The organism is Helicobacter macacae MIT 99-5501, from assembly GCF_000507845.1.
Lineage (GTDB): Bacteria > Campylobacterota > Campylobacteria > Campylobacterales > Helicobacteraceae > Helicobacter_B > Helicobacter_B macacae.
Genome location: NZ_KI669454.1, coordinates 583,982 through 599,704 on the forward strand (window position 1 = coordinate 583,982; position 15,723 = coordinate 599,704).

14 protein-coding genes are annotated in these 15,723 nt (G+C 41.6%); 8 read left to right on the plus strand and 6 right to left on the minus strand.

Translation table 11 applies throughout. The features are described 5' to 3' along the window. Window positions 1-276: 276 nt before the first annotated feature. From HMPREF2086_RS10625 to fabD, 5 genes are all read right to left on the minus strand, one after another. The gene (locus HMPREF2086_RS10625) at window positions 277-915 is read right to left on the minus strand and encodes an META domain-containing protein (RefSeq protein ID WP_023927189.1); all 639 of its coding nucleotides are present in this window, start codon (window positions 913-915) and stop codon (window positions 277-279) included. A 385-nt stretch (window positions 916-1,300) separates the two neighbouring features. Further along, complete coding sequence (locus HMPREF2086_RS02555) at window positions 1,301-1,753, minus strand: type II secretion system protein (RefSeq protein WP_023927190.1); 453 nt, start codon at window positions 1,751-1,753, stop codon at window positions 1,301-1,303. 51 nt (window positions 1,754-1,804) lie between these two features. Beyond that, entirely contained in the window at window positions 1,805-2,263 is a 459-nt protein-coding gene (locus HMPREF2086_RS02560) for a type II secretion system protein (protein ID WP_023927191.1), read from the minus strand. Window positions 2,264-2,347: 84 nt separating this feature from the next. After that, window positions 2,348-3,121, minus strand: a complete 774-nt coding sequence (locus HMPREF2086_RS02565; protein WP_023927192.1) for a 5'-methylthioadenosine/adenosylhomocysteine nucleosidase — start codon at window positions 3,119-3,121, stop codon at window positions 2,348-2,350. Window positions 3,122-3,191: 70 nt separating this feature from the next. Beyond that, the gene (gene fabD / locus HMPREF2086_RS02570) at window positions 3,192-4,181 is read right to left on the minus strand and encodes an ACP S-malonyltransferase (protein ID WP_408605725.1); all 990 of its coding nucleotides are present in this window, start codon (window positions 4,179-4,181) and stop codon (window positions 3,192-3,194) included. 235 nt (window positions 4,182-4,416) lie between these two features. On the opposite strand from fabD, the gene HMPREF2086_RS02575 reads away from it, so the two are divergent. The 8 genes from HMPREF2086_RS02575 to HMPREF2086_RS02610 all read left to right on the plus strand — a co-directional run bounded on the left by HMPREF2086_RS02575 (window position 4,417) and on the right by HMPREF2086_RS02610 (window position 14,086). Next, complete coding sequence (locus HMPREF2086_RS02575) at window positions 4,417-5,025, plus strand: hypothetical protein (RefSeq protein WP_023927194.1); 609 nt, start codon at window positions 4,417-4,419, stop codon at window positions 5,023-5,025. Between the two features lie 100 nt (window positions 5,026-5,125). Beyond that, window positions 5,126-5,374, plus strand: a complete 249-nt coding sequence (locus tag HMPREF2086_RS02580) for an RNA-binding S4 domain-containing protein (protein WP_023927195.1) — start codon at window positions 5,126-5,128, stop codon at window positions 5,372-5,374. A gap of 294 nt (window positions 5,375-5,668) precedes the next feature. After that, window positions 5,669-9,325: a vacuolating cytotoxin domain-containing protein gene (locus tag HMPREF2086_RS02585; protein WP_023927197.1), complete on the plus strand. Its 3,657-nt coding sequence runs from the start codon at window positions 5,669-5,671 to the stop codon at window positions 9,323-9,325. Window positions 9,326-9,817: 492 nt separating this feature from the next. Beyond that, window positions 9,818-10,834: a 4-hydroxythreonine-4-phosphate dehydrogenase gene (gene pdxA, locus HMPREF2086_RS02595; protein WP_023927198.1), complete on the plus strand. Its 1,017-nt coding sequence runs from the start codon at window positions 9,818-9,820 to the stop codon at window positions 10,832-10,834. Further along, a complete protein-coding gene (locus tag HMPREF2086_RS10630) occupies window positions 10,767-11,939 on the plus strand; it encodes a Maf family protein (RefSeq protein ID WP_084330297.1) in 1,173 nt (390 codons plus the stop codon). The genes pdxA and HMPREF2086_RS10630 overlap by 68 nt, the downstream gene beginning before the upstream one ends. Window positions 11,940-11,970: 31 nt before the next feature. Next, a complete protein-coding gene (gene ccoS, locus HMPREF2086_RS02605; RefSeq protein WP_023927201.1) occupies window positions 11,971-13,146 on the plus strand; it encodes a cbb3-type cytochrome oxidase assembly protein CcoS in 1,176 nt (391 codons plus the stop codon). A gap of 24 nt (window positions 13,147-13,170) precedes the next feature. After that, entirely contained in the window at window positions 13,171-13,341 is a 171-nt protein-coding gene (locus HMPREF2086_RS12030) for a hypothetical protein (RefSeq protein WP_023927202.1), read from the plus strand. Then, complete coding sequence (locus HMPREF2086_RS02610; protein WP_051397597.1) at window positions 13,325-14,086, plus strand: FkbM family methyltransferase; 762 nt, start codon at window positions 13,325-13,327, stop codon at window positions 14,084-14,086. The genes HMPREF2086_RS12030 and HMPREF2086_RS02610 overlap by 17 nt, the downstream gene beginning before the upstream one ends. A 294-nt stretch (window positions 14,087-14,380) precedes the next feature. Here the strand turns inward: HMPREF2086_RS02610 and proB are convergent, their stop codons facing one another. Continuing rightward, window positions 14,381-15,718: a glutamate 5-kinase gene (proB, locus tag HMPREF2086_RS02615; RefSeq protein ID WP_023927205.1), complete on the minus strand. Its 1,338-nt coding sequence runs from the start codon at window positions 15,716-15,718 to the stop codon at window positions 14,381-14,383. Window positions 15,719-15,723 lie beyond the last annotated feature (5 nt).

Sequence of the window (15,723 nt, forward strand, 5' to 3'; positions counted from 1 at the left end):
TTGCTCTATATTTTGTTTTTTAATTTGCTTAAGATTTTTGCTTGTGGCTATTTTAGATTTTGCAATTTCAAAACGCATATTGTAGCATATTTGCGTATTATCTTAGTATTTGTTTTTGGGATAGATTTTGTGTGTTTGTATGTGTGCTACTTGTGTGTAGGATTTGGAAGTGGATTTTGGCAGGTAAGTATTTTTGTTGTGTTTAGTCACAAAGATAGAAGCTATGAATGTGCTTACTACCAAAATCACATAAGAGAAATCTTAAAATCTAAAAAACTAGCGATAGAGGTGGATTGTCATTTTTTCACTTTGTAGGGTTAGCTTTTTTTCATCTTTGTGCGTTATCTCAAATACTCCCTCAAGCCCCCTAACAAAGCGGAACTCAAAGCGGCTAACTTCTCGTGGAGTGCAGATTTTGCGCGTAGCACTTCCCGGGACAATCTCTAGGTGTGTCTTGTCATTCCACGAATACCGCGCATAATACGAGCCACAGCCACTCTCTCCTGAAATCCTATTTTCTTTTGTCTCAAATTCCATTGTAGCGATTTTGTCGATTTGGGCTAGCTCATATAGTGGTGTTGGTTGAGAGCTAGTGCTACCATTTCCGTTACTGCTACCATTGGCATTATTGCCATTGCTTGCGCTTGTCTCGTTGCTAGCATTGCTAGGTGCTTGGCTAGATTCTTGTGGCAGTCCATTTTTTAGCGATTCTTGTGCGTTTTGTGCTAGCACTTGAGGGGAGAGAAATTCCTCATCTGTAATGATGATTTTTTCGACATACCATTGGTTTGCTGGGAGATTGCCCTGCGTAGCTTTGCGCTGGATAAAATCAAACAGAGAGCAACCACTAAATCCACACAATATCGCTAAATTTATCGCTAGTAATTTTATTGCTTGGATTTTTTGCTGTTTCAATGTTTATCCTTTTTTTGTATTTTTGTGCTTGTGAGAATCTCTAAAGCCCCCAAATAGTGCAGATAGAATCTATGAAAGCCAAGTAGAATCTATAAAAAGCCAAAAAAACTATGTGGCTTTAAAAAACTTGAATTGTAGTGAAATCTAAATAACACAAAGCAAAATCTACTCCAAAATCCACAAAATCTTAAATCATTTTTCACTTAAAATGATTTTCTTAAAAAGTAATGTTGGATTTTGCTTGCGAGATTTGATTTTTGTGGTTTTTGGATTTGATAATTTTTGTGGTGTGCTATAAAATCTAGCTATGATTTTTGCGCCTTTCGCACCTATAAATATCACGCAAAAAGCGCAAAAATCCTAAAATCTACTAAGATTTTTAATTTTAGCGGATTTTGGTGCGTTCTAAGATTTTGCGACAAAGTGGGCTAGTAGTGAAATTGCACTTAAAAGCGGGCTGCTCGCTAAAATCATTTGGCTCTATGCTAAAGGCTACACTTTGTCCATTTGCGCGTGCTACTAGGCGATTTTTGGTAAACTCTAATGTGCAGTTGGGTGTATTGGACGCGTTTATGGAGTTTAGGATTGCTAGGCTTGATTCTCTCATAGCACTTAGCGGCTTTGGGTGTAGGGTAAAATCCGTGTAGAGTAGGGATAGTCTTTCTTGCAAGTTGCTAAGCGAGGAAGCAAGGGTGGCATAGCAGGATTTTTCCCTCAAGTGTAAAGAGCTAGGGATAGCTAGTATAAGCACACCTAGAAGTGCGATGACAAACACTAGCTCAATCGTGCTAAAAGCGGATTTTGTGGTTGATTTTGTGCTGAACTGATGACGGTTCATTTATGCTTGCAAATCTATGCTAGTAAAACTCTATGATGATTAAGCACAAGGCTAGAGCACAGAATCTTGCAGGTTGATTCTAAGTGGTTGAGGATAGGCTTTTAGAAGTTTTTGGCATAGTGGGGAGCTAGCAATAGGGGAAATCTCTATACTTAGGGTTGTCGCGTTTGTGTCGATTATCACGCAGTTGTTTTGGGTATCTAGTGTCCCCTCTTTGCCTAGTCGCACGCCATTAGTTTGTGCTATCCAGCGCAGTGGAGATAGCCCTGCGGTTCGCATTATAAACTCGCCATTTAGGACATTTGCGAGATTGTCTTGCGTGGTGGCAGCTACTTGGATAGATGAAATGATAGCTTGTATGTCTTTGTTTATCGCGGCGTATTGGGCATCTGTGCGCGTGGCACTAAGTTTTGGAATCGCAATGGCTGCTAGTATCCCAACTACCGCTATGACAAACACTAACTCAATAAGGCTAAACGCCCCTTGAAGTGATTTTGCTTTGTTTTGCATATTTTTCCTTAGAAGTAGGTTTTGTAGATTTCTTATGTATTTTTAGTCTGCCTAGATTTTATACTTTTTTCTGCACTTTTGATTTTACCCTAAAATCTTATCAAGCATTTTTTTGACAAATTCTGCGCATATTTTCGCGCTTGAGTCCAAAAACTCATCAAAGCTCACATCTGCGCTGCCATCGGCACTATCACTGATAGAGCGAAACACGCAAAAAGGCACACCAAAGCTATCGCATACTACTGCTACGCTCGCGCCCTCCATTTCTACGGCATCTGCACCAAAAGTATCAATCAGCCATTGCTTTTTCTCTGCATTATGCACAAACTCATCGCCCGAAGCGATAACGCCCTCTTTTAGCAAAATCCCCTCTTTTGTCCCTGCACTTTGTGCGCCGTATTCTTGCGCGACAAGGCTAGCTATGCCATTTAGAATCTTGCTAGATTCGATAAATAGCTTGCCCTCTGGGATAAATCCTAGTGGATGTCCAAACGCGCTAATGTCTACATCGTGCTGGCATAGTTTAGTAGCGATTAAAATATCGCCGATTTTTAGGTCTTTGTTTAGCGCACCTGCCACACCACCAAAGATTATCGCTTCACAGCCAAAGTGAGCTATCATCGTGGTAGCAGTCATCGCAGAGTGCACCTTGCCGATTTTGCTATATGCGACATATAGCGTGGCATTTTTATAAGGGATTTCATAATACACATTGCCACCCATAGCTTGTGCTGTGTGTGTGGGAAATAGGCTAAGCAGTGGTGTGATTTCTTCTTGCATAGCACCGATGATACCGATTTTTTGGTAGTTTGGAGTGATAGTAGATTTTTGTGAATCTTGCGGGGTGGATTGCTGCATTTTTGTTTTCCTTAAACTCTCTGTTTTTCCTTACTCTTTTGCTTTTTGTCGCGATATTTTTAGGATTTTCCTAGCTATTTTGCTCTATTTGGGCTATCGTGGCTTTTAGGGATTCTATGTCGCTGACATTTAGCGTGGTTTTTTGGCTTAGGCGTTTGTTTAGCCCTTTTAGCACACTTCCGTGCCCTAGCTCGATATAGCAGTCCACTTCGTTGTCTATGCTTTGGATAGATTGTTTGTATAGCACGGGGGAGGTAAGCTGGAGGCTTAGGAGTTTTAGAGCGTCTTTTGCGCTATTGTAGCTTTGTGCGGTAGCATTTGAGATGATAGGCAGGGCAAAGTTTTCTTTTAGCATTGGTTTTAGCAATGCTTCAAATTCCCCCCTCATTGGTTCTAGTAGCGGACAATGGCTTGCCACTGACATAGCAAGCAACAATACTCGCTTCGCTCCTAAGTCTTTTAGTGCGCTTTGTGCGAAGTCCAAATCCGCCTTTTTCCCCGCACACACCACTTGCCCATCGCCATTGTAGTTGGCAGCCCATATTTGTTTGCCCTCTTTGCGTAGATTTTCACACGCTCTCTCTAGCTTGGCATCTTCTAGCCCCACAACTACGAGCATTCCTGCGTCTATCCCCTCGCAAGTTTTTTGCATTAGCTCACCTCTTTTGCTAGTGAGATAAAGCCCATCTTCAAATCCCACACCCAAAGCCACGCATAGTGCGCTTATCTCGCCTAGCGAATGTCCTAGCGCACATTTGGCTAGAAGTGGGGATTCTTGCTGAAGTATGGTGTGAGCGATTTGGCTTACAAGAAATATCGCTGGCTGGGTGTATTGGGTTTGGTTTAGCAAGTCATTTTCGCTAAAAAGTAGCTTTGTAAAATCAACCTTTAGCTTCTCGCTTGCTATGCCAAACATTTCTTTTGCTATTTCAAAGTTTTCATATAGCTCTTTGCCCATACCTACGCTTTGAGAGCCTTGCCCGGGGAAAACAAACGCATATTGCATAATCACCTCGCTATAAGATTTTATGTATTTAGATTTTTGCGCAAATTTTTGCAAAACGCGTATTTTATCAATTTTTTGCTTAGATTTACACAGATTTTGTGTTTTTTGGATTTTGTGTTTTTGTATTTTTGATACGCTGATACGCGCTTGCAAGCCACAATGGGCTTGCTTGTAGATTTAATCATAACTTTAATAGGCTAAAATTCTTAAAACAAATCTTTGGAAACACGCCTTGAAGCGTCTTTGAAAATGCCTTTGGAAATTTATATGCAGAGTGTTTGGAGCGTTTATGAAAATGCTAGATTCTAGTTTGGATTTTGCTTTATTGGATTGTTTAGATGATTTTGATGATTGCGCTCCTGTATTTTTAGCGCAGAGCGATACCACAGCGGGATTTCTCTGTGCCAATCCCAAAAAACTAAATAGGCTAAAAAAGCGCGATGAAAATCAAAAAATCCTCCTCGCACTTAGTGATTTTATAGAGCTAAAAAAGCGATTTAGGATTCCGCCATTTGCCAAAAAAATGGTGCGAAATGCGAGGAAAACGAGCTTTGTCCTGCCAAATGGAAAAAGTTTCCGCGTGGTAAAAAAACCACAACGCATATCAATGGAGCGCAAAAGAGAATCTAGGGAATCTGGCAAAAAAAAATCTAATGTGCTAGGGCTTGGCTATATCGTGGCGGGTGGCGATATACCAAAATCTAGCTCGCTACATAGTGATTTTTTGGCACATTTTGGTGGGCTATATAGCACTTCGGCAAATGAGAGTGGCAAGCCATTTTCGCTAGAGTGGGCTGTGCAAAATGCCGATATTATCGTGATAGATTCTCTATATGAGGCAAAACCTAGCAAAATCTACAAGCTAGGCAGGACAAAGGCAAAAATCCTGCGACACTAGGAATACCAAGAAATACCAAAATCGCTAGAAATACCAAAAGTCCAAGTGATTTGATAAGAAAAGTAAAAAAAAACAAGAGCAAAATGAGGAAGGAGGCAAAATGAGAATTGATAAATTTCTAAACTCCACAAATGTCCTAAAATCACGCAAAATCTCTCAAGATATGTGTGCTTCGGGCGTGATAGAGGTAAATGGCGTAGTGGCAAAATCTAGCAAGGAAGTCAAAGTGGGTGATAAAATCACGCTAAGATTTTTAGACTCAAGCAAGACATATCAAGTCCTAGCAATCCCCACGACAAAGACTATCCCTAAGGCAAAATCTAGTCAATACGCACTGCTAATAAGCTAGGGCTATATTTTGGTTTGACTTTGGGTTATTTATGTTTGTGGCACGATTTTTGCGCTTAAGTGTTTTGCTATGAAATAAAAAGCCTAGAAATAAACCAAAATAAATCCAAAGGTAAATGTCAAAGTAAATGTATAGTTTTTTTTTTTTGTTATAATCGTGCTATTTAAACATTAAATAAGGTGTGCGAAAAGCCAAACATACAAATGGCAAGCAAAACTAAGCAATATGGCTTTAAGACAACCGCGTTAAAGCAAAATAGACTCCAAAGAGGACAACTCTAAACGAGGTCGCAAAATGAAACAAACCATACTACCAAATCTACCAAAATCTACCAAATCTCCTATCACGCTAAGTGCCCTGCTAGCACTTAGCCTCTATGCAAATGCGCAGGCTGGCGACATTACAAATTCTGTATATGAGCTACAAAACAAGTCAAATGAGAGTAGTGGGACTTTTTCTGTGGGAAGCACGCGCACTTGGAGCACTGCTGGAGCGGATTTTACCCAAAGCTATAAAAATGGCACACTCATCTTTGGCAACACTTCACAATCCCCCAAAACAGATAGCAGTATATGGTTTGGTGGCACGGATTGGCAAAGTGGGCTAGTAGGCTACATAAAGACAAAATTTGAAGCAAAAGATATATATCTCACAGGCACGATAGGTGCGGGGAATGCGTGGGCTACGGGTGGTGGCGCGGAGCTAAACTTCAATGCAAGCAATAGCTTCAAGGCAGAATCACTAGATTTGAAGTTCAACCACGCGGGATTGCAATATAGTAATTTCTTTGTGAGTGCAAACGACATAAACATAAAAAATTCTCAACTAAATGCCCGCTCTGATGGCTTCAAAATGCACTTGAGCTCAAGTAATGGCGATATTACCTTTGATAGCTCAAATGCAAATTTTGGTGGTGAGCTAGTAATCACTTCTGGCAAAAATATCAACCTCACGGGCAATTCTTCGCTTACTTCACGCGGGAATGTTATCCGCCTAAAAGCGCAAAATGGCTCTATCACGGGCAATGGAAATCTAAACTTCTCCTCTGGCACGCCTATATATGTCGGGGTAATTGAAATCTTGGCAAAAGATAAAATCGAGCTAGGCACTGCCAAACTTCAAGTAAATGCCTCCTCACTTGTGGGCTCTATGGATGGACGCATAGAAGTGAAGTCAGAAAATGGCGACATAACTTTTGACAAACTAGAGCTAGTGGGAAATAACGGAATCAGTGCGTTTGGGACTTATGCGCATATCAAAGCAGGTGGTAGCATAAGCGTGAAAACAAATGGCGCGATATACTCAAATCGTGGGCTAAATAACTCCACAGATACCGCAGGGAGATTTACCACCACGATTGAAGCGGGCAAGGACATTACTCTAAACAATACCGATATTTTCTTGCTAAATCAGCTAGCAGGAATCGGTGCTCCTGATAGTATGAAACTCATCGCAGGGGGCAGTCTAACTCACACTGGCACGATAAGTTTCCTTACCAATCAGCAGACTTGGGAGGGGGCTATGCTAGATATTAGCGGTGTGAAAGGAAGCGCGAAGCTAGGCAATATCATAGGCTCGGCTTTCTATATAAATGCAAATAAGACTTTGAGTGCGGATTCTATCACTATCAATGCTCGTCAGACAAATGGTGGGTTTTATGGCACAGGCACACAAATATGGACAAAAGAGGGTGGGAGCTACACTTTCAAGGATATAAATCTAGGCGAGTGTGGGCTTACCCCTTGGAATCACTGCGAGATAGCAAACACAGCTAGGCTTAGCTTTTTTGGCACGAGTGGTGCAGATACAAATGGCGCAGGTGGCAGCGGGACAAATTCATTTGTAAAAGGCTCTACCCTAACCATAGAAAACCTAAGCTTGGGCACTATGGCAGGGCTATATGCGAGCAACATACAAAATACGAATGTCAAAAACATAAGTATGTCAAATCTCTCAACTGCTGTCTTTCATAACCTCACTTTGCAAGAGGGTGGGCATATCACTATGGACGCCACAAGCCAAATCCAAGTAAAATCTCGCGCCTATGAGACAAATACTACCCCTACGCTTGGTAAGGTTACGCTAAATGTCGATGCGAGTGATAGTAAGCCGTTTTTGTCTATCGCCTATGCAGGTAGCAATCTAGAAAATCTAAATATCCAAGCTGGCAAGACTTATCGCTTCATAGATGCGGGCGAGATAGAGTATAAGCTAAAAAGTGGTGGCAGCACAGAGACTTTTCACTGCACTGATAATAAAGAAAAATGCAACACTATCAAAAATATGGTAGGTGTCTATGCAGGTGGGGCGGATTCTGCGAGGCTTGATGTAGGGTTTGGCGAAGATGGCATACTAAGGTCTGCAAAGCTGGGGTTGCAGTTTGAAAAAGTCGCAGACTATTCAACTATCGGTATCAAAGCCACAGCCATAGACTATAAAAATCCTTATGATATAGATGATATACGCTACTATATTTGGCAAAAGGGTGGCAATGAAGCAGTCGCCCAAATCGGTGGAATCTCAAAAGGCGCACATACCGAGCAAACCACACAAACAAGGCTAAATAGCACGATTTCGCAAAACAAAGATTCCCAAGAGATAACGACAAATGACAAAATCTACACTATAAGTGGCAAAGGGGATTTTACACAAAGCGAACTATCTAGCAATACAACCCTGACAGAAGCAGAAAAAGCAAGTGCGGTAGAAAAGAAAGTAACGCACATAGAATCTGATATTTTTAAGTGGTTTAATGTCCTAGCACTTCATCAAAAAGGTGTTGCTTGGACGGCAGTAAATGTCATAGATAGGGATTTGGGATTTTTTGAGGATACGGCTAAGCAGCTAAACAACACACTAGGACAGCTTGTATCTACCGAGCGCAAGTCAAATGCAGCTACGGCTGTCAGATTTGCCTCTGATTTGGCAAAAGCTCAAAGGCTAGTCAAACTCGCTAGAATTGATAACGATGAGCAAGAGTATCGCTTCGCAAATCTACTAAGCCAAAAAAGATATGCTGCAAGCGGTGGGATTAGAAGTGATGCGGGAGGGGATTTTGGGTTTTTGTATAAGTTCTCAAACCGCCACGAGTTTTATAACAATCTTTGGGCAAACGCGCTAGGAAGTGCTACATTTACAGATGGGGGATATGGCACGCTATATGGAGCAAATGTAGGGTATGATAGATTTGTCCCTGTGGGCGAGGGTGGGCTAATAGTCGGGCTTGTGGCTTCTTATGGATATGGTAGCTATAAAGCAGACTTGCTAAAAAACCAAAGCCACAATGTAAATGCGGGAATCTACTCTCGCTCAATCTTTGCAAACAATGAAATCGACATAAATGTGGGATACACTATCGGTATGAATAGTGAGGATTTATACACACGAAACAATGTATGGCTAAGCAGTCTAGACCAAAGCTACAAATACAACACTCACACCATAAACGCCAATGCTAGTTATGGCTATATCTTTAGCACACAATCTAGTGGCTTTGTGTTTAAGCCCTCTTTGGGAATGAGCTTTTATCACATATTTACAGGTGCGCTAGATGCGGACTCTAAGCAGGTGCTAAGTGCGGATAATCCAAACGCTCCAGCGCAAAATCTAGCCGTGCAGTCCCCAGAGGTTTCACGCAATCTTTTCGCGCTAAATCTCGCCCTAGAAACAAGGCAATATCTATCCAAAGGCTCATATTGGTTTGTCAATGTCGGAGCGCAAAGAGATATGTTTATCACGGGTGGAGATGTGCTGCAAGTGCGCTTTGTAGGCGAGGAATCGCTAAACTACAAAAAAAGCGACAATCTAAACACTTTCGCCCTAGCAAGTGCAGGTGGCGAAGTCCAGCTAGGCAGGAGAATGTTTGTGAATTTTTCACTTGGTGGGAAGTATGGGCTTAGCTACAAAGATATAGGCGTGCAGGCAAATCTCGGTAGTAGAATCGTGTTTTAGGGGATTGCTTAGATTTCTTTAGATTTTTGATTTTGGCGTAAATTCAAAGGTGGATTTTGCTAAAAAGTTGCGTTTATTTATGGGTGGATTTTAAGCTTTGCTTTTTGCCAAGAAACTGCGTTACGCGCTTAAAAAGTGGTAAAAATACAAGAGAAATATTTCGCTCAATATGACAAATTTATAAGACTATATATAGTGGGGCGCAATCATTGCTTAGGTCTTTGCTTAAATGGCTTTGTGCTAAGCATTTATATTCTTTTTGTCATATTGAGCGAAGCGAAATATCCCAAAAAGGCGTTCTCCAAAAATAGTTTTCCAAAAATCCCTTAGCAAAATTGCACTTGTATTTTGGCATTTGTTTCTATTATATTTGCCGACTTTTAAATATAATAAATCATAAAATATCTTTTCTCCTAAAAGCTAGCAAACCCTCCTCCTAAATCCCTCTTAAATACGGGATTTTATCTATGAAAATCATAAAAGGAAACAAAAATGCACAAGAAAAAACTAGCAATAAGCATAGGCGATACAAATGGCGTGGGGATAGAGATTATCCTAAAATCTCACAAATATATCTCTACACTTTGCGAGCCGATATATTGCGCTCACAAGACTTTGTTTGCCAAGTCTTTGCACCATTTCAAATCTTTGAGCAAAAAACAAGATTTCCAAGAGATGATAGCCAAAGATATGCACTTCTCTCACCCACACGACACTAGAATCCCTAAAATATCGCCCTCACAGCTTCACAAAGCAAGCGGGCGATACAGCTTTGCTAGCTTCACTCACGGGCTTGACTTGGTGGACAAATCACAAGCGGACGCGCTAATCACGCTCCCTATACACAAAGCTGCGTGGAAAAAGTCAGGTATCCACTACGCAGGACACACCCAAGTGCTAAGGGCGCGATACAAAAAAGACGCCATAATGATGCTAGGCTGTGAGGAAATGCTAGTGGCTCTCTTTAGCGAGCATATCCCGCTAAAGTCGGTAAGTAGCGCGATTAGCACAGATAAATATGTGCGCTTTTTAATCGCTTTGTATCGTAGCTTCAAGTTTGATGAAGCACTTGTGCTTGGGTTTAATCCTCATTGTGGCGATAGCGGGGCAATCGGTGGCAAGGAGGACAAAAAAATAGAATCCGCCATAAACAAAGTCAATAAATTCCTAAAAAAAGAGGTTTTTTGTGGGATTGTCCCACCAGATAGTGCTTTTACCCCTGCGAATCGGGCGAGATTTTCGCTATTTGTCGCTCCATATCACGACATAGGGCTAGCCACGCTAAAAGCCCTCTACTTTGAAAAAAGCATAAATATCAGCTTAAATCTACCCATTATCCGCACTTCAGTCGACCACGGCGTGGCGTATGACATAGCATATCAAGGCATAGCAAGCACGCAAAGCTACCAAAACGCCGTAAAATTTGCCCTAAAAATGATAGATGAGAAGCAAAATATGGAGGAGAGAATCCATAAAACAAGTATGCAAGTCCAAATCCCAGCACGCTAAAATCACAAAATCCAAAATACAATCAAAGCAAATGATTTTGGCAAGCACTTCAAGCACTCGGGCTAAGATTTTGGAGGGCTTTGGTGTGGGATTTTGCCAAGTTGATAGCGGGTTTGATGAGGAGGGGTTGTTTGAAGCACTGCTAGGTGAAGCGACAAAAAGGGTGCGAGAATTTAGAGAATGTGAGGGGCGGGATTTGCGCTTGCAAGGAGGATTTTATCTACAAGGAGATTTTTGCAAAAATCTCTCATCTAATACTTTAGCGCATATTAAAAATCTAATCGGGGAAAATGTGGAGGGCTATCTAGCACTAAATCCTAAGCAAATCGCGTGGGAATGCGCTAAGGGCAAGCTAGAATCCGCGCTTAAGAAAATCACGCAAAATCATTTCACTTCAAGCGGGAGTTTGAGAGAAAAAAATATGCAAGAAGTGCTAAAAGAGGGTGTTTTAGCCTGTGATAGTGTCGTGGTGGTGCATTTGCCACATATCGCTAAAAATCTTAGTGCAAACCCTACCGCAAAATCCGCTCTTGCTATGAAATCGTCCATTGCCCCAAATTCTGCCCTTACTCCAAAACCCACTTTGACTACAAAATCTCTCATCGCTCCAAAACCTGCTACCACCACAAAATCCACTCAAAATTTAGATTCTAGTTTGGATTTTGAAGTTGGGTTTAGCCAAAATCAAATCAGCACAAAAAGCGAAGACGCAAAAAATAACGACACAAGAAACCAACACATAAAAAATCAAAACACAAAAAATCACGCCCGCACAAATCTTTTGCTTCGCAAAGCAAAAACACCAACACAAGCTAGAATTATGTTAGAATTGCAAAGTGGCAATCCTATCAGTATCATCACTGCCTTTGCTTATCAAAGCCACAAGGGCTTTTTTTGCAATATTGATTGTGCGGAGTTTTTGCTAGATGAGTTTTGCCAAGATGATATAGAGCAGTATGTCAAATCATCTCTTTGGCAGGGTAGTGCAGGCTGTGTCAAAGTTGAGGGATTTCACAAGGGATATATCCTCTCTCAAAAGGGGCTAGAGTCTTGCGCTTTGGGTTTAAGCTTTGAGCGGATTTTGCCTTTTTTGGGGATTATTTAGTGATAATAAGCCAAGCAAATGGAAAACGCAAATGAATACACCAATCCTCACTATAATGCTTATCGTTTCGGTAGCCATAGGGCTTATCGGGCTTGTGGTGTTTTTGTGGGGGTTGAGAAGTGGGCAGTTTGATGACTCGGTGAAAATCACGCACGGGGCGTTGTTTGATACGCAAGATGATTTAAATCTAGCCTATCAAGCCTCTATAAAATCAAATAAAGGAGCAACAATGAGTGAAAATACAACTTACAAACTAGCTATCATAGGAGCTGGTCCGGGTGGCATAGGTGCGAGCATAGAAGCCAAGCTAGCAGGGATAGATTCCCTCATATTGTTTGAAAAAACTGCCACGCACAATGCCACGCTAAATAAATTTTATAAAGACGGCAAGCGGGTGGATAGAGACTACAAGGGCGACAAAATCGAGCTAAATGGCGCAATAGATTTCAGCGATAGCAACAAAGAGGCGACTTTGGAAATGTTTGGAGGGCTACTTTCAAAGCATAATATCAATGTCGCTTATCAAAACGACATAGAATCTATCGTGGCTAATGCAGATGGAGAAGCAAATGACTTCACTATAAACACTAGCGGAGGCAAGTCCTACCAAGCCCAATCTGTCATCATCGCCATAGGCAAAATGGGGCAACCAAACAAACCAAGCTATAAGATTCCCTCATCTATTTTGCGACAAGTAAACTACAACGCAAATAGTGTCCAAGAGGGCGAGAAGCTACTAATCGTAGGTGGAGGTAACTCCGCTGTGGAATACGCTTGTGAGTTTGCCAAAAGCAATGACACAACGCTAAACTACCGCAGAAGTGAGTTTACCCGCATAAATGATACCAATGCCAAAGAGCTAGAATCAACCATAGCAAGTGGCAAGCTAAAAACCAAGCTAGGCATAGACATAGAATCTCTAAGCGATGAAAACGGCAAGATAAATGCGCACTTTACCGATGGAAGTGTGGAGGAGTTTGATAGGGCGATATATGCTATCGGTGGGTCTTCGCCTGTGGATTTTCTAAAAAAATGCCATATCGACTTAGATGAAAATAGCCTGCCGATAGTCGATGAAAATTTACAAAGCAGTGTGAAAGGCGTGTTTGTGATAGGGGATATTTTGTTTAAATCTGGTGCAAGTATCGCTTGCGCGCTTTCCCAAGCGCAAAAAGTCATCGCTCATATCGCACCCAAACTTGCCTAAGCAAATCCAACCAAAAGGGAGAGAATGAATCATATTTTGCGCCCATTGCCATTTGTGCTTGCTAGCACCAACATAGGCACGATGATAATAAACCACTGCGATAGACACAGCCACCCTGTGCCAAATCCTGCAAATGAGGATAAGCCCTCCACAAAGCAAAATACGGGGGGGGGGGGGGGTGAACAAATCAAATGATGCAAATAAGTCAAACAATGCAAATCAATCAAATAGTGCAAGTTTTGGTGTAGGATTTCAATACTTACAAACCGCTTCGTTTGACGCAGATGAGGTGATGAGCGCAGTGTCTTTGCTACACTTGCGTAAGCAGTATTTCGGGGAGGGTGTAGTCGCAATCGATGGTGGTGCAAATATCGGCTCGCACGCTATCGCGTGGGGGATAGAGATGACTTACTTTGGCGAGGTGCTAGCCTTTGAGCCCCAAGAGAGAATCTACTACGCACTATGTGGCAATATCACTATAAACAACTGCTTCAATGTCCGCGCACTTCACGCAGCACTAGGCAATCCAAGCCAAGACTCCACGCAAAATCCAACAATAGAAGTGCCTATCCTAAACTACGCTACAAACTCATCATTTGGTAGCTTGGAGCTACGACAAAGGGAAAATAACGAATACATAGGGCAGCCTATCGATTATTCCCGCACGCAAAAAGTGCCACTTATCAGCATTGATTCTCTAAATCTGCCTAGACTTGATTATGTCAAAATCGATTGCGAGGGAATGGAAATAGAAGTGCTAAATGGTGCGATGAAAGCCATACAAAAGCATAAGCCAATCTTGCAAATCGAAGTGATAAAGTCAAATCCACAAGAGATTGTGTCCTTGCTAAAAGATTATGAGATTTTCCCTTTTGGGATAAATTTCCTTTGCGTGCATAAAGATGACCCTTGCCTATCACATATCAACAAAAATGAATAGATTTTGTTTTTGTAATTTTACTTTGCTTAGCATTTTGTCCAAGTGCGAGAAAATCGCAAGAAATCGCAAAAAATAGCGTGAGAGAGTAGTGAAAAAGTGCATAAAAATGGCAACAAAAAGCGCGATAAATAATTAAATGTGAAATAAAAATGCACTGACACAAGGGGCGCAAAAGATTCTAAATGCACTCATAAACAAGCACATAAACACACGCAAAATCCAAACGCAAGTGATTTTATAAAATCTAGCTTTTTTACAAAAAGATTGCCAAAATCTTTGATAACTATTAAAGCACTATCCTAGCAATACTATCTCATCAATATGCACGACTTCATCGCCCCTACTTTTGCCAAGAATGCTCTCTATCTGGCGTGAATCACACCTAGCGATTTTTGCTACTTCTGTCGCGCTATATTTGCTTTGTCCCCTTGCTATTTCTAGTAGTTTTTCTCCCTCTTGCAAGCAGATACTTACCACTTCATCGCTTCTAAACTCCCCCACAACTCCCAAAATCCCTTTTGGCAAAAGGGATTTGTTATGCCTTAGTGCTTGAGACGCCCCCAAATCGATGATGATTTTGCCCTGTGGAATCGCCACAGATTCTATCCAAAATCGCTTTTTTCTGCGAGCTAAAATCTCTTTTGGAAGTGCAAAATATGTCCCCACTCTCTTTAATTCAAAAAAGCGCGTGATAGATTGCTCCTCATTGCCCTTGATGATAGCCACTGCACAGCCCATATTTAGGGCTTTTTTTGTCGCTAGGAGTTTGCTAGACATACCGCCTGTGCCTACTAGATTTGTATCATCGCTTTGTGTGAGGGCTAGCACTCCCTCATCTATATCCTCTACTTCATCGATTTTGCGGGCATTGGGATTTGTAGCAGGGTTTGCGCTATATAGCCCATCGACATCAGATAATATCAGTAGCAAATCCGCGCTTATCGTGCCTGCGACAAGTGCAGCTAGATTGTCATTATCCCCAAAAGTTTCTATGTATTTTAGCTCATCAACCAAAATCGTGTCGTTTTCGTTGATGATAGGGATTATCCCAAAGTGCAGGAGGCGCATTATGCACGAGTGCGCGTGTGTGAATCGCTTGCGTGAAGTCAAGTCATCTTTTGTAAGCAAAATCTGGGCGACTTGGAGGCTATGCTTGCTAAAGGCTTGCTGATATTCCCACATAAGTCTAGCTTGCCCGATAGCAGCACTTGCTTGCTTATCGACTATGTCTTTTGGACGAGATTTTAGCCCTAGCTGCTTAAACCCACACGCCACAGCACCCGATGATACGATGATGATATTTGGGATTTTGGATTTTAGGTGTGCGATTTGGCTAGCAAGAGAGGAGATAAAATCTGCACTTGGGAAAGAGTGGTTTTTGCTAGAATCTTGGCTAGCAAGTATTGAGCTACCGATTTTGATGATGAGGGTTTTGCAGTTTGTGAGATTTGCGCGTGTATTTGGCTGTGCTAAACTCGCTTGCATAGAATCTTTTTGTGCGGAGATTGCTTGCGTAGAGATTTCTTGTTTGCGCTTAGTTTGCGCAGGGCTTTTTTGCGCGGAGCTAGTTCGTGTGGAGTTTGTCTGGCTAGATTTTGCTCCACACGATTTGCGTGAGTTTTTAGATTCCATTAGAG

What these genes read in the sequence shown, in the direction of transcription:
- HMPREF2086_RS02555 (WP_023927190.1), bottom strand. Translation starts at nt 1,753, where the DNA reads ATGAACCGTCATCAGTTCAGCACAAAATCAACCACAAAATCCGCTTTT.
- HMPREF2086_RS02560 (WP_023927191.1), bottom strand. Translation starts at nt 2,263, where the DNA reads ATGCAAAACAAAGCAAAATCACTTCAAGGGGCGTTTAGCCTTATTGAG.
- HMPREF2086_RS02565 (WP_023927192.1), bottom strand. Translation starts at nt 3,121, where the DNA reads ATGCAGCAATCCACCCCGCAAGATTCACAAAAATCTACTATCACTCCA.
- HMPREF2086_RS02575 (WP_023927194.1), top strand. Translation starts at nt 4,417, where the DNA reads ATGAAAATGCTAGATTCTAGTTTGGATTTTGCTTTATTGGATTGTTTA.
- HMPREF2086_RS02580 (WP_023927195.1), top strand. Translation starts at nt 5,126, where the DNA reads ATGAGAATTGATAAATTTCTAAACTCCACAAATGTCCTAAAATCACGC.
- HMPREF2086_RS02585 (WP_023927197.1), top strand. Translation starts at nt 5,669, where the DNA reads ATGAAACAAACCATACTACCAAATCTACCAAAATCTACCAAATCTCCT.
- pdxA (WP_023927198.1), top strand. Translation starts at nt 9,818, where the DNA reads ATGCACAAGAAAAAACTAGCAATAAGCATAGGCGATACAAATGGCGTG.
- HMPREF2086_RS10630 (WP_084330297.1), top strand. Translation starts at nt 10,767, where the DNA reads ATGAGAAGCAAAATATGGAGGAGAGAATCCATAAAACAAGTATGCAAG.
- ccoS (WP_023927201.1), top strand. Translation starts at nt 11,971, where the DNA reads ATGAATACACCAATCCTCACTATAATGCTTATCGTTTCGGTAGCCATA.
- HMPREF2086_RS12030 (WP_023927202.1), top strand. Translation starts at nt 13,171, where the DNA reads ATGAATCATATTTTGCGCCCATTGCCATTTGTGCTTGCTAGCACCAAC.
- proB (WP_023927205.1), bottom strand. Translation starts at nt 15,718, where the DNA reads ATGGAATCTAAAAACTCACGCAAATCGTGTGGAGCAAAATCTAGCCAG.